Below are 13,560 nucleotides of genomic sequence, written 5' to 3' on the forward strand. Positions count from 1 at the left end.
ACCAAGCGCTATATGAGCATGATACATCTTGAGGCCCTGGATGTCATGACTGATTCACAGGTAACTGCTGGCTAGGTGATGACTACCAAGCGGGTTATGAATTTGCGAAAAATTCTTGACGGTACCGATTAAAAGGGAGGTTAGTAATGGCAAAATCAGAAAACATCAAAGCAGTTATTATCAGGGCATTAATGATTATAGTCGGTGCCGCACTCTCGTCGATAGGACTTGAAATTTTTCTTGTTCCGAACAATATTATCGACGGTGGGGTTGTCGGCATATCAATTATAACGAGCCATCTTACGCATCTGCCCCTCGGATTATTTACCTTTATGTTTAATCTGCCGTTTTTCTTGTTAGGATATAAGCAGATCGGAAAAACATTTTTATTTTCCACTTTGTTTGCTGTTTCCTGCCTTTCAATCGGAGTTACAGTCCTGCACCCCGTTTCTGAGGTGACAAAAGATGTTTTTCTGGCAACGATTTTCGGCGGGATCATAAACGGTGCTGGTGTCGGAACGATTATCCGAGCCGGAGGTTCACTTGACGGCACCGAAGTCGTAGCAATCATCCTCGATAAGAAGTTGAGCTTTTCGATTGGCGAAATCGTCATGTTCTTCAACGTATTCATTCTTTCAAGCGCAGGCTTCGTATTTGGCTGGGACAGAGCAATGTATTCTCTGGTCGCCTATTTCCTTTCATTTAAGGTGATTGACATTGTTACAGAGGGCGTTGACGAATCAAAGGCTGCGACTATCATTTCAGATAAGAGCGAAGAAATTACCGATGCTGTAATTGCGCGTCTCGGACGTGGGGTAACGCTGCTGACAGGGAAAGGTGGCTACTCCAAGGGCTCGTTGAATGTTATTTACGTCGTTGTTTCAAGACTGGAGTTAGCGAAACTCAAAAAGATAGTGCTTGAGATTGATAGTAATGCGCTTGTCACTATAGGAAACGTCGAAGTGGCGGGCAAAAAATATAAAAAGAAAGCTATTCATTAATACAAAACTTAATTTAAAATTGCCGTATACAGCATACTGCGATGATGTTCGCAAGTATGTTTTGCTGCTGATAAAATATCAAACGGGGATTTGTTGACAAATCAACAAGAGCGGACTAATGCAAAGCGCAGGTCCGCTCTTGTTTGCAGCTTAAAAAGGAAAATTATTAAAAGAAAAACCGGCCTCTGCCTAAAAGTTCAGCGAGAAGCAGCGCTGAGATAAAGTCTCTGCCAAGCCCTCTGCGTCTGAACCTGAAACCGGGCCTAAACCTGCGGAATCCGCCGGAGAAGGGTGGCGGGTCGTTCGGATTATTACGGGTACTCTGTTCACTCATGTACTCAGCCATATCAGGATATGTTCTTACAAATTCTTCGTAAATTCCGTCAGTCATATCGTCCAACTGTTTCTGTGTAGGCATAGTGATACCATAAGAATCCATGATATCACAGGCCGCTGAAATGTACGGCTGCAACTTGTAATAAATCTCGGGATATAAAGCTCTGTATGTCATGGCGTCTTCTGTAGCCTGCGAAACAACCGTCTGCGGTGTTTTCTTCTCTGATTTTGTCATACTCTGCTGGCTGCTCATGGGGACATTGCTTTTTTGTTCGGTTTCCATGCGGATATTGCTCATTGGCGAAGTGCTGCTAAGAGGCATATTGCTCATCTGAGTGCCGGCTAAGTTCATATCCATTTGTGAACTGCCTAATGGATTGCCGCGCCCAAAATTTGAACTCTGATTTATCATGCTCTTTCCTCCATAAAGAATTAATCAATTAGTTATAATTAAGACCTGCGTGGACCTCCAGGCCTTCCAGGGCCTCCGGGTCCTCCAGGACCGCCAGGTCTTCCGGGTCTTCCGGGACCTCCAAAAATTGGCGGTAACGGGCCGGGCCTTCTTCTGGGCCTCGGGAAAAACGGCCGTCCGGGAAATGGAACGGGTACAGGTATAAATGGTACTCTGGGAAATGAATTGGTAGCTGGTATCAGAATTACTTGTCCTAAGACCAGATTATAAGGGGACAGGCCCGGATTTGCGGCCAATATAGCGTTTATCGGCACGCCGAACCGGGCAGATATGCTGAAAAGTGTGTCGCCCGGACGGATAGTATATTGAAACAAAAAATATCACCTCCATGAACCAGTATATGAACAAGAATAGTTTTGGCTTGTCAGCGTTTATCATGGCCTCTGTCATAACATATCAATATACGTCGAATATAATTGTCGTGCTGGAACGGCTTCCGCTGCTTTTAATAGACAAGAATTTTGCACTTTTTGTTAACTTCAGATTGACAAAGCATAAAAGTTAAAAATAAACGTAAATAAATGCCCGCCTGAAGGGGATAAATTAAGGCGTAATTAAAGTCGTAAACAATATTAAAATTCCTTAAATTATTCCGCGCCCAACATTTTTGGCCCCGTTCTGGAATCAAACTTAGGGCAGTGCGGGTTTAAATAAGAAATTGGCTTTGTTGTTTGTCACGTGGGGGATACTATATGGGAAAATATATTGAGCGGGAACTTGTTTACATAGAGAGAAATCCTTATATCTACCGCGTCACCCACCGAATCATGGAGGGCGACTGCCAGACAGAACACGGCCCGATATTAGTTGAGGTTGGCGGATTTTACGCTGACAAATACCCAGTAACTAATAAGATGTTCTACGATTTCATTAAAGAGAGCGGCTATAAACCGGCTGACAGCAGCGGTTTTCTCAGGCACTTTGAAAACGGCATTTTCAAAGAAGAGGAGGCCAACCTTCCGGTAGTCAACGTGTCTCAGGAGGATGCAAAAGCGTATGCCGCATATTATTCAATGCGCCTCCCTACGGATCAGGAATGGCAGTATATGGCCGCAGGGCCTTATAACCTCAAGTACCCGTGGGGAAACTTGCCCGATTATAAAAGATGCAACGCGTACGGCGAGGGCTTAACTCCGGTCGACGCTTATCCCCAGGGCGCTTCACCTTTCGGCCTTGTTGATATGTGCGGCAACGCATGGGAAATGACAGATGACTTAATAGACGACGGCCGTCACCGTTTTATTCTTCTGCGCGGCGGGTGTTACTATCGGGGCAATAACTATTGGCACGCGGAAGGCGGCCCACTGCCGAACTGGGCGCACCTTAAAATGCACCTGATGGGCGGGGCGATGGACCGAAACGGCACTGTCGGTTTTCGGTGCGTTAAAGACTGCGCGGGGGAGGGGTGACCTGAGTGATAAACCACGATACAGTCAATAAAAGGTTCTATATTAAAAACAATACCCTACATACGGTGATTGACTATTCCCGCGGCGTTAAGATTGCGGAATTTTGCAACGGTTTTACAACAATAAAGTCAAATGTAAACAAAGAGCTAATAGTCTTGGACTTTATAGGCAGGCGCTATAGCTCCGCCGACTTTTCGGTAAAATCCGCCGCGGCGGTCAGCGATAAAACGCGTGAACTTGCGGTTATTCTTTTAGAAAACAAAGAGCTTGCAGTTGATATAAGGGTAAACTTTTTAAATGACAAAAAAGACACCCTTAATATAATCATTCAGGTTGCCGACCATCATAAAGACGGTATCCCTCACAATATGTATTTTCACTCGCCGTTTCTTGCCGGCATTGAATACAGCGGCGACGATATCTATTATTACCCCGGTGCCCCAGTCAAGGCCCAAGACGGCACAATGGTTATACGGCCGGTAAATGAGACGATAGTGGCTACAGATATAAAACTGCCCCTCGTGGTATGTGACAGGGAAAACAAATTCGGTTTCAGTGTGAGATTCCCGTTATCGTCAGACCTGATGGACGAGGGAGCAGCCCAAAACAGAAATATCGCTCTGACGCAGATTTCGAGCGCGGATGAACTGAAAAACCACCGGGTACCTCTTGCTCCCGACAGCACCTTCAACGACAGTACAGAATTTGAAATTATCGGCCTGCGCGGCGGATGGCCAGAAGCCTTTGACCGCTTCCGTGAGATTTGGCAGTCGGATTATGAACTTTCGGAGTACCGGAGGAAAGACTTGAAGTGGTTTAATGACTGCGTTGTCCACAATTTTTGTTTTCTTTACGGAAATGAGGGCTTTGACCTCGACAAAAAGCGTGTTGACGTCGAAAAGTTATTGAAGAGCGGCGAGGATTTCGGGGGATATGACACAGTTACTATATGGAACTCATACCCGCACCTCGGGGTCGACAAACGCAGTCAGTGGGATTATTACGATGATTTTCCCGGCGGCAGACAGGCGTTGAAAGAGATGGTCGATGAATTTCACAAGCATGGCGTTAAGGTATTTCTTCCCTTCCTGCCATGGGACAGGGGTTATGACGAGTCGACACGCACGATGAGCGACAAATTGGCAAAGCTAATTGAAGATACAGGCGCCGACGGCGTGCATCTTGACACAATGGAAACTCTGCCGGATTGTTACCGGAAAAAGCTTGACAAACTAAGGCCCGGCATTGTTCTTACTTCAGAGAACCATCCTATGAAAAAGCGCCCCCTTGAGATTATCACCACTTCATGGGACGAATTCTGGACGGCAGGGTGTATGCCGCAGATTGATATACTGCGTTTTATGCTTCCGTGCCATATTGCCCCTGCTGTTTCGAGATGGTACCGCAAGGAGGATAAGGATAAGCTCATCAATTACGCTGTTTTCGGCGCGGAACCAATTGTTATCTGGCAGGATGTTTTTGGGCGCTGGATGCCATATACAGAAAAACAAAAGGCAAAAATTAAACTTTGGAAAAAAGTTTATCTCGAGAACAAATCAGTATATCAGGGTTCTCGTCCCATACCGATATATCCGGTGAAGCCCAAAAAACTTTATTGCAATCTCTTTTCCGCCGACGACGGTTCGCAGGACATCTATTCACTGTATAACGATACCGACAGCAGCATAGATGGTGAAATTCTGACTCTTGCTGACCCAGATAAAAATGAGTTATCGGTAGTTTTCGGCGATGCCAAAGCCGAAATATCAAATGGCAATCTCTATGCGTCGATCCCTCCGAAAGAGGTTGTGCATATACGTCTGAAAAGGCCGCGAAATATGCATTAATAACAACAAAAAGCGGGGATAGGTATATTTATACCTATCCCCGCTGCTTCTGCGGGATTAATATAGCCGCTTAAATGCTATATTATTCATTAAGATAAGACCTGACCAGAGTATGGAGGAGCTCATCCCTGTCAATTTTTCGAATTAAACTGCGGGCATTATTATGTGTCGTTATATAAGTCGGGTCCTCAGACAAAAGGTATCCGACTATCTGATTGACGGGGTTGTAGCCTTTTTCTTTCAAAGCGTCGTAGACTGCGAGTAGGATTTTTTTCATTTCTTTTTCTTTGTCGTCTTTGATAGAGAATATCATAGTAGGCTCTTGCATAAATTTGCACCCCCTTGGAACTATAGCATACACTATTCAGCCGCAATTTTCAAGCACTTTAACGCCAAATTGTAAAATATTTCTTTTGAAATATGGCTGTTATGACCTGAGAGTAGCTCCGAGTTTTTCTAAGGCGTTTATAACTTTTTTAACTGCTGTATCGGCCTCTTCGTCAGTTAATGTGCGGTCGGCGGCTCTCATTACAATACTGAAAGCAACGCTCTTTTTGCCCTCTGGAATCTGTTTTCCGCGGTAAATGTCAAACAGTTCTATCTTCTCGATAACCTTGCCGGCAGCAGACTTCATCGCTTTTTCAAGTTCCATTACCGGAATATCTTCATCGCACAGAACAGCAATATCGCGGTCGGTTGACGGGAACTTCGGCAGCGGAGTGTAGGTTTTGTTCTGTACCGCGTTTTTCATAAGTGAAGCCTCGTCTATTACAGCAGTATAAACACGGGTATCAATTTCATAGTTGGCCTGGACTTCCGGATGAATTTCACCGATAATGCCTATTTCCTCGCCGCCGACAATGATTTTTGCACAGCGTCCGGGATGGAAAGCAGGGTTGTCGGAGCAAGGAATAAACTCGCAAATTTCGGGGTCAACGCCGAGTTTTTCAAATAGTTCCTCAACGTCCCCTTTAATAGCGTAAAAATCTTCTGATTCGCCATATGACCCGAGCGTTATTTTTATTTTTTCATCGGGAAGCTGGCCTTTGCCGCGCGGGAAATAAACCGTTCCAAGCTCATAGAAGCGTGCGGCAAGGTTTCGGTTAGAATAATTCCGCGAAAGGGTTTCGAGCATTGACGGAAGGGTAGTTGTGCGCATAATGCTGGTGTCTTCACCCAGCGGATTTATAATTTTCACAGAGTTCCGCAGCGGTGAATCCGCCGGCATACGGATTTTGTCATAATATTTCGGGCTTATGAACGAATAGGTTGCAATTTCAGTGTACCCGAGAGCGAGAAGGTTTTGCGTCACATTCTTCTCAAACTTCTGCGCTGGAGTGAGCCCACCTCTGGTACCCGCGCCGCTGGGCATAGTGGTTGGAATCTCGTTGTATCCGTAGAAACGTGCTACTTCCTCCGCAATATCGGCTTTCTGCTCAACGTCCGCACGATGGGACGGGACGGTTATGATGTCGCCGTCGACTTTGAAATCGAGTTTGCGGAGCGTATCGACCATAAACTGCCGGTCGATATTTGTGCCGAGCAAACCGTTTATCCAGTCGGGTTCGAATTTGATTGTGGTCGGCGTATAGTTAGAATTGTTTATATCTATATAGTCGTCGCAGACTTCGCCGATGCCTAAAATTTCAACAAGTCGGCAGGCGCGGTTGAGTGCATTTAAAGTATTTTGCGCGTCGAGCCCTTTTTCAAACCGCGATGAGGCCTCTGTGCGCATACCGAGCCTTTTTGCCGTAAGCCGGACGCTTGTCGGGTCAAACATAGCCGATTCAAATACAATGGTGTTTGTGTCGTCCATTATACCGGAGAATTCGCCGCCCATAACGCCGGCCACTGCAACTGGCTTTTCGCAGTCGGCGATGACAAGCATTTTATCGTCGAGTTTGCGCTCAACGCCGTCGAGGGTCGTGATGGTTTCGCCGTTTTTGGCAAGCCTTACATTTATTATACCGCCTTTTATCTGCCGATAATCAAAAGCGTGCATGGGCTGACCATATTCAAGCATGACGAAGTTGGTGATGTCGACGATGTTGTTTATCGGGCGAACGCCGGCGCTGCGCAGCCTCTGGCGCATCCAGAGCGGTGAAGGCCCGATTTTTACATTGCGGACAGCCCTTGCCATATACCGTGGGCAGAGCTTCGGCTCGTGGACTTTTGCGTCTACAAAATCCTTTGTGCTGCCGCCGCTGCTTTTAACATCACTGTCAGGCAAAGTGAGCTTTTTGTTAAATGTAACCGCAGCCTCTCTTGCCAGCCCTATCACCGACAGGCAGTCCGGGCGGTTAGGTGTGATTTCAAACTCAACAATAGTGTCGTTCAACCCTGTGACTTCTCGGATATCTTGGCCAGGCTTGCAGTCTTCTTCGATTATAAAAATGCCGTCCTCAATGGCATAGGGGAAGTCGTTGACAGTAAGTCCCAGCTCGCCGAGGGAGCACATCATGCCGTTTGACACAACGCCGCGCAGCTTGCCTTTTTTAATCTTTTTGCCGCCGGGCAGCAGCGAACCGTCGAGAGCGACAGGAACTAACGCGCCTGCAAATACGTTTGTAGCGCCCGTAACTATCTGTATTGGCTCGCTTTGGCCGACGTCAACGCTGCAGACGACCAGCTTGTCGGCATTCGGGTGCTTTTCAACTGAAAGTATCTTGCCGACTACGACATTCTGAATCTCGTCGCCTTCGTTGCGGAAGCCTTCAACCTTTGAGCCGGTCATCGTCATTGCTTCTGAAAACTTACGGGGCTCCATCTTTATATCAACATAATCATTAAGCCATCTCATTGATAAATTCATTATAATAAACCTCCCTTAAAACTGGCTGAGGAATCTTAAGTCATTTTCAAAGAACAGACGCATGTCGTCTATCCCGAAACGGAGCATAACGAGCCTTTCAAGGCCCAAACCGAAGGCAAATCCGCTGTAAACTTCGGGATCTATGCCGCAGTTGCGCAGTACGTTCGGGTGAACCATGCCTGCGCCGAGTATCTCGATCCAGCCTTCACCTTTGCACAGGCGGCAGCCTTTACCGTGGCAGACGAAGCACATAGTGTCCATTTCGCAGGACGGCTCTGTGAACGGGAAGTGGTGGGGGCGGAAACGCAGAACCGCATCGTCGCCGTAAACCGCCTTTGCAAAACTGTCAAGTGTGCCTTTAAGGTCCGCCATAGTTATGCCCTTGTCAACGACAAGCCCCTCGATTTGGTGGAACAGTGGCGAATGAGTGCCGTCAATGGCATCGGAACGATAAACGCGTCCCGGTGCGATAATCCTGATTGGCGGTTTCTGAGAGGTCATGACCCTTATCTGAACCGGAGAAGTCTGGGTGCGCAGCAGGATTTCGTCGTCGACATAAAATGTATCCTGCGGGTCGCGGGCTGGATGGTTCTGAGGAGTATTGAGCGCGTCAAAATTGTATTTTACAAACTCAATTTCAGGACCCGTTGCAATACTGAAGCCCATGCCGATAAAGACATCTTTGATTTCGTCGAGGACAATCGTAAGCGGGTGACGGTTTCCTATTTTGTGCCTTTTGCCCGGCACAGTGACGTCAAGGCGCTCTTTTTGAAGTTTTATCTGTGTTTCATGCGCTTTGAGCTTCGCACCGTACTCTTCTATTTTCTGCTCAATGAATTTACGGGCCTCGTTTGCGAGAACACCGATAGCCGGACGTTCCTCCGGGGGGATAGTGCCCATCTTTTTGAGTATGGCGGTCAGCTCGCCTTTTTTTCCGAGATATTTGACGCGGATATTTTCGAGTTCGGACGGAAGTTTAACCGCCGAAAGCTCTTTCTCCGCCGCTTTGCGGATTGCTTCAAGCTGCTCTTTCATTGAAACCGTTCCTTTCGCATTAAAATAGAATTATTAATTTCGGGGTTTGAGAAAAATAAAGAAACAAAAAACGCCTTCGTCCCTCATGAAAGGGACGAAGGCGCAAAGCCTCCGCGGTACCACCCTGATTTTTGCCAAAGAGCAAACACTCTCGCGGTCTTTAACGGGACCGTCCGTCACCACCTACAAGAAAATCTTTCAGCGGCGCCGCTCCAAAGCGAAATCCACAACTGCAAACCAGCGGGCGGCTTTCAGCCTCGGCCAGCCCTCTCTTTGACTGATTTTAATCTGCAGCAGCGGTGACTTTTTCACAGCGTTTAATCATAACATTATTTTTTATCATATCACAATAGAGGAAAAAATACAATCCCTTTTTACATATTTGGGCAATACCGCTGATGGTTTGTTTTTAATTGAAGGAATAAGCAATGGAGCCTTAAAACATGATATATAAAGTTAACATCTTATTCATTGTAAAGTATATACGATTATGCTATAATACCAGATTGAAAGGAGCTTAGCATATGGACAATTTCGTTGAACTACTTGTTAAAAGAAAAAATTCTCCTAAACATATCGTATTAAAGGCTTTAGCCATTATCGGAGGAATCATCATTGAAATCTTATTGGCAGGATTGCTGTTAATAGCTGCGTCTTGGTCGTTTATCATTTTACTGGCTATGGTCGGTGTAATTTATGGCTTGTGGTATTTGTTCAGATACTTTAATATTGAGTATGAATATATCGTAACTAACAGCGAGATGGATGTAGACAAAATCATTTCCCAGTCAAAGAGAAAAAGGATAACGACGATTAATTTCAAAACCATGGAGATTATGGCTCCTATGGGCGGGATGCATAAAAGGGAATTTGAGAACCCATCTATCCCAAAGACAATAGACGCTTCAATTTCTCCGAACGAAAAGGGCGCTTACTTCATAGTTACAAGTACAGAAAAACTTGGCCATTTCCGCCTTATTTTCAGCCCTAATGAAAAGATTATAGAAATTGCCAAGGCGGTTGCGCCCCGGAAGGTATTTACAGACTAATAAGTATGGTATAATTTAAAAGGTCCGCCTTTTCCATAAGGAAGGCGGCTTTTGTTTATAATAAGATACTATGTCCGAAATTTGAGAGCTATGGGAGGTAACTATGCTTGTTGTCACTTGTGCTCAGATGAGACAAATGGAGAAAGACGCTGAAAACATCGGAATTTCATCGTTAAGGCTGATGGAAAACGCGGGCAGCGCGGCGGCACGCTATATCAGGGAATCGGATAAAGTCGCCGGCAAACGCTGCCTTATTTTATGTGGTCAGGGCAATAACGGCGGCGACGGGTTTGTGGTCGCCAGAAAGCTTCTTGAGCATGGCGCAGATGTCAGAGTAATTCTGGTCAGCGGTAATCCAAAAACACCGGAAGCGCAGGAAATGTTGGATCGGCTCAGCACAAGGCAGAGAATTGTTTATGATACTTCCGATTTTTCAGTCTGTGAAGACCTTATAAGCTCAAGCGATATTATTGTCGACGCAGTTTACGGAACCGGTTTTCACGGCACAATAGCGGACGAGACTACAAAACGGTTGTTCGACGCAGTAAATGGGAGCAGTGCGAAAATCTATGCCCTCGATATGCCATCCGGAGCCAATGCCGACAGCGGCGAAGCGTCAAACAACACCATACGGGCGGATGTTACAATTGCTTTTGCGGCTCCAAAAATCGGCCAATTCCTTTTCCCTGCCGCAAATTACTGCGGAAAAGTCGTCTTTGTCGGCATAGGACTTCCTGAAAGCGCTTACAATATAAACGACAGCCGTGTGGAACTACTTGATAAAGAGATGATAGCCCGAAAAATCCCACAACGCGAAAAGAACAGCAACAAAGGCACTTATGGCAGGGTGCTGTGCGTCTGCGGCAGCCTCGGCATGGCGGGAGCGGCATATATGTGCGCAAGCGGGGCACTTCGCTGCGGCGCCGGACTTGTCACCCTTGCCGTTCCGCAAAGCATATATGTTCCAGTGGCTTCAAAATTGAACGAGTGCATGGTTTATCCGCTTGACTCGAACGACAGCGGAGCGCTCGCTTATTCAGCTTTGGAACGCATAAAGGAGATGGCGAAGAGCGCGACAGCGCTGGTCATTGGCTGCGGGCTTTCCCAGAATGAAGAGACTCAGCAGCTTATACGCAGCCTTGTTTCAGATGCAAATTGTCCAGTAATTTTGGACGCAGACGGCATAAATGCATTTGCGGGGCATATAGATTTACTGCGGACTTCTAAGGCAGAACTTATTCTGACGCCCCATCCGGGCGAGATGTCAAGGTTGTGCGGCAAAAAAATTGACGAGATTCAGCAATCTCGTCTTGATACGGCCCGCAGTTTCGCAACGGAAAACGGCGTAACGCTTGTGCTCAAGGGCGCGAATACGATTATTGCGTCAAAGGACGGGCACGCTTACATTAACCCGACAGGAAACCCGGGCATGGCCAAAGGGGGAAGCGGCGATATCCTTGCGGGTATGATAGCTTCCTTTGTCGCCCAGGGCATTTCTCCTGTTGATTCAGCCTGCTGCGGCGCTTACATACATGGGCTTGCCGGAGATATGGCGGCGGAAAAGATGTCAGAGTATGGCATGATTCCTACAGATATGCTTTTGGAGGTTCCGCAAATCTTTCGTGATATGTCACGATAGGAGTGATACTCCATGCCCCATTCGGGAACCGTCAAAGCAAACAGGAAAAGGCCGGTTTTCACTGTTGTTGTAATCATACTCAGTTTAGCGGTTATAATTTTGTTCGTAAATGCCATAATTAAACATCTGTCATCTCGGACTGATGCTGCAGGTAAAGCCATAAAGGGCCTCTCAGGAGGCTTTAGCTTCACCTCTGTAATCAATATAGACGGCAAGGAATATGAAGCGGCAGTAGAAAAGGATGCCGACGGCGATTTTAAAATGACATTTATAAAACCGGCGAACTTAAATTCGCTCAGTTTTGAAAAGACCGACGACGGGCTGAAGGTCAAATTCGGCACACTGGAAGCGGCGGTTGACGCATCCTCGATTCCGCAGTCGTCTATGTATAACGCCATTATCAATACCTTTGAAGCATGCCTGAAAGACGGCATAAAAGCAAAGAAACAGGGGAATGACGTCAATATTTACGGCAATACCAAGACAGGCGATTTTATACTGACGCTTGATCAGAGCTTAAAGCCCAAATCCCTTGAAATACCTTCGCTTAAGTTCAAAGCACAATTTAAGGATTTTAAATATACTTGACGGGTTTATAAGTTTCTTAACCCTTTTGGGTAATGGTTTTTAATAACCCCGCCCGATACCTTTCCAAATCCGGTGACAAAACCCTGCACCTTTACCGCGGCATAGCCTTTTTCTAAACCAGACGGCGCTTCAATCTCTTCGCCGTGTAGGAATTTTGCAAGGCTAACACTTTCAGGCTGAAAATCCGCAGAATTGAGGCAGGTGTAGGATTTTGCCGCCATATAAAGGGCGTGTGCGGGTTCAAAACGGCTGCCTTTAATAATGCCGGCAAAGACCCCTGACCTTACCACGTTTATGCCGGAAAGGTCCGGCATCCCGTGCGGCAGGATAAAGATTTTGCCGGCTGCCTCATACAAATCCCCGTAAAGAGATTCGCCAAACTGGGCATTATAAAAATCCAAAAATAGTTTTTCCGAGTTTTTATCGATTTTTCTTTTGGCTTCTTTGTATTTAGATAAACAGCCGCCGCGGCACCGCATTTTGGCTACAAAATGGCCTTCTCCCCCGTCTGTGGGGAAGACGCGGCGCGCTTTTTTTATGTCTTCTGACGCTCCCGCCCATTCAGGGCATGCAGCGCGGCCGAAATCAGCGCTTATCTCTTCTATCTCAAAGTCGGGATGTGCCTTTAAAAACGCATTGATGACGCCTTCATTTTCGTCAGGTGAAAATGTGCAGGTGGAATAGACAAGCACCCCTCCGGGAGCGACTGCCTTTGCAGCATCGTCCAGAATTCCGGCCTGCCTTCTTGCACAGGCCGCCGGCGACCCGGCATTCCATTCTTTCACTGCCTCAGGGTCACGCCTGAACATGCCTTCGCCCGAACAGGGCGCGTCCACAAGAACACGGTCGAAAAATCCGCTGAGGCGTGAGCACAGTATATCGGTTTTTTCATTTGTGACAGCAGCATTGCGCACGCCGCACCGCTCTATGTTGCTTAGAAGAATCTTTGCGCGTGACGCTATTACCTCATTGCAGAGGATAAAACCGTCTCCGGCGAGTTTTGCTGCCGCCTGTGTGGATTTGCCGCCCGGTGCCGCGCAGAGGTCAAGCACTTTCATGCCTGGTTTTACGTCAAGGGCAGTAACGGCAGACATCGCGGACGGCTCTTGAAAATAAAAAAGGCCGGCATGATGAAATGGATGGCGCCCGGTTATTTCATTGCCGATATAAAAGCCTTCTTCAGCGAAAGGAGTAGCTGAAAGCTCATACGGAAATATTCGCTTGAACTCATTTACGCTGCATTTTAATGTATTTACCCTAAGTCCGCGGTACGGAGGCTCGCTGTAACATTTTAAGAATGATTCAAAGTCAAAACCGGACAAGCTTTTCATTCTTTCAAGAAAAGCTTCCGGAAGAGGGTTTTGCATAATTT

Annotated in this window: 11 protein-coding genes; 6 read left to right on the forward strand and 5 right to left on the reverse strand. The window is 46.7% G+C overall.

Annotated features, from left to right (window positions below; translation table 11 throughout):
• Positions 1–146 precede the first annotated feature (146 nt).
• Complete coding sequence (locus V6C21_RS03605) at positions 147–1,001, forward strand: YitT family protein (protein ID WP_034838710.1); 855 nt, start codon at positions 147–149, stop codon at positions 999–1,001.
• Positions 1,002–1,167: 166 nt separating this feature from the next.
• Here the strand turns inward: V6C21_RS03605 and V6C21_RS03610 are convergent, their stop codons facing one another.
• Entirely contained in the window at positions 1,168–1,749 is a 582-nt protein-coding gene (locus tag V6C21_RS03610) for a hypothetical protein (RefSeq protein WP_034838712.1), read from the reverse strand.
• A gap of 752 nt (positions 1,750–2,501) precedes the next feature.
• Between V6C21_RS03610 and V6C21_RS03615 the strand changes: the two genes are divergently transcribed.
• Positions 2,502–3,218, forward strand: coding sequence for a formylglycine-generating enzyme family protein (locus tag V6C21_RS03615; protein WP_479268354.1), 717 nt, complete (start codon positions 2,502–2,504; stop codon positions 3,216–3,218).
• A 5-nt stretch (positions 3,219–3,223) separates the two neighbouring features.
• Positions 3,224–5,065 (forward strand): alpha-amylase family protein, encoded by a 1,842-nt coding sequence (locus tag V6C21_RS03620; RefSeq protein ID WP_479268355.1) that lies wholly within the window; start codon positions 3,224–3,226, stop codon positions 5,063–5,065.
• A gap of 82 nt (positions 5,066–5,147) precedes the next feature.
• On the opposite strand, the gene V6C21_RS03625 is transcribed toward V6C21_RS03620, so the two are convergent.
• The 3 genes from V6C21_RS03625 to pheS all read right to left on the reverse strand — a co-directional run bounded on the left by V6C21_RS03625 (position 5,148) and on the right by pheS (position 8,912).
• Entirely contained in the window at positions 5,148–5,393 is a 246-nt protein-coding gene (locus V6C21_RS03625) for an IreB family regulatory phosphoprotein (protein WP_034838721.1), read from the reverse strand.
• A gap of 99 nt (positions 5,394–5,492) precedes the next feature.
• Positions 5,493–7,877 (reverse strand): phenylalanine--tRNA ligase subunit beta, encoded by a 2,385-nt coding sequence (pheT, locus tag V6C21_RS03630; protein ID WP_479268356.1) that lies wholly within the window; start codon positions 7,875–7,877, stop codon positions 5,493–5,495.
• 15 nt (positions 7,878–7,892) lie between these two features.
• Complete coding sequence (gene pheS, locus V6C21_RS03635; protein WP_034838726.1) at positions 7,893–8,912, reverse strand: phenylalanine--tRNA ligase subunit alpha; 1,020 nt, start codon at positions 8,910–8,912, stop codon at positions 7,893–7,895.
• Between the two features lie 524 nt (positions 8,913–9,436).
• Here pheS and V6C21_RS03640 point away from each other — a divergent pair.
• The 3 genes from V6C21_RS03640 to V6C21_RS03650 all read left to right on the forward strand — a co-directional run bounded on the left by V6C21_RS03640 (position 9,437) and on the right by V6C21_RS03650 (position 12,188).
• Entirely contained in the window at positions 9,437–9,961 is a 525-nt protein-coding gene (locus V6C21_RS03640) for a hypothetical protein (RefSeq protein WP_034838729.1), read from the forward strand.
• Positions 9,962–10,064: 103 nt separating this feature from the next.
• Entirely contained in the window at positions 10,065–11,600 is a 1,536-nt protein-coding gene (locus V6C21_RS03645) for an NAD(P)H-hydrate dehydratase (RefSeq protein WP_479268357.1), read from the forward strand.
• A 12-nt stretch (positions 11,601–11,612) separates the two neighbouring features.
• Positions 11,613–12,188 carry a hypothetical protein gene (locus V6C21_RS03650; protein ID WP_034838736.1) on the forward strand — a complete coding sequence of 192 codons (576 nt, stop codon included), beginning with the start codon at positions 11,613–11,615 and terminating at the stop codon, positions 12,186–12,188.
• 5 nt (positions 12,189–12,193) lie between these two features.
• On the opposite strand, the gene V6C21_RS03655 is transcribed toward V6C21_RS03650, so the two are convergent.
• Positions 12,194–13,555 carry an RsmB/NOP family class I SAM-dependent RNA methyltransferase gene (locus tag V6C21_RS03655; protein ID WP_479268358.1) on the reverse strand — a complete coding sequence of 454 codons (1,362 nt, stop codon included), beginning with the start codon at positions 13,553–13,555 and terminating at the stop codon, positions 12,194–12,196.
• Between the last annotated feature and the right edge of the window lie 5 nt (positions 13,556–13,560).

It is taken from the genome of [Clostridium] cellulosi (assembly GCF_036762875.1).
Classification (GTDB): domain Bacteria; phylum Bacillota; class Clostridia; order Oscillospirales; family Ethanoligenentaceae; genus Ruminiclostridium_D; species Ruminiclostridium_D cellulosi.

Bases quoted from the DNA above. Each gene is read 5' to 3' on its own strand.
- V6C21_RS03650 (WP_034838736.1), top strand. From the start codon at position 11,613: ATGCCCCATTCGGGAACCGTCAAAGCAAACAGGAAAAGGCCGGTTTTC.
- V6C21_RS03640 (WP_034838729.1), top strand. From the start codon at position 9,437: ATGGACAATTTCGTTGAACTACTTGTTAAAAGAAAAAATTCTCCTAAA.
- V6C21_RS03610 (WP_034838712.1), bottom strand. From the start codon at position 1,749: ATGATAAATCAGAGTTCAAATTTTGGGCGCGGCAATCCATTAGGCAGT.
- pheT (WP_479268356.1), bottom strand. From the start codon at position 7,877: ATGAATTTATCAATGAGATGGCTTAATGATTATGTTGATATAAAGATG.
- V6C21_RS03645 (WP_479268357.1), top strand. From the start codon at position 10,065: ATGCTTGTTGTCACTTGTGCTCAGATGAGACAAATGGAGAAAGACGCT.
- V6C21_RS03655 (WP_479268358.1), bottom strand. From the start codon at position 13,555: ATGCAAAACCCTCTTCCGGAAGCTTTTCTTGAAAGAATGAAAAGCTTG.
- pheS (WP_034838726.1), bottom strand. From the start codon at position 8,912: ATGAAAGAGCAGCTTGAAGCAATCCGCAAAGCGGCGGAGAAAGAGCTT.
- V6C21_RS03615 (WP_479268354.1), top strand. From the start codon at position 2,502: ATGGGAAAATATATTGAGCGGGAACTTGTTTACATAGAGAGAAATCCT.
- V6C21_RS03605 (WP_034838710.1), top strand. From the start codon at position 147: ATGGCAAAATCAGAAAACATCAAAGCAGTTATTATCAGGGCATTAATG.
- V6C21_RS03625 (WP_034838721.1), bottom strand. From the start codon at position 5,393: ATGCAAGAGCCTACTATGATATTCTCTATCAAAGACGACAAAGAAAAA.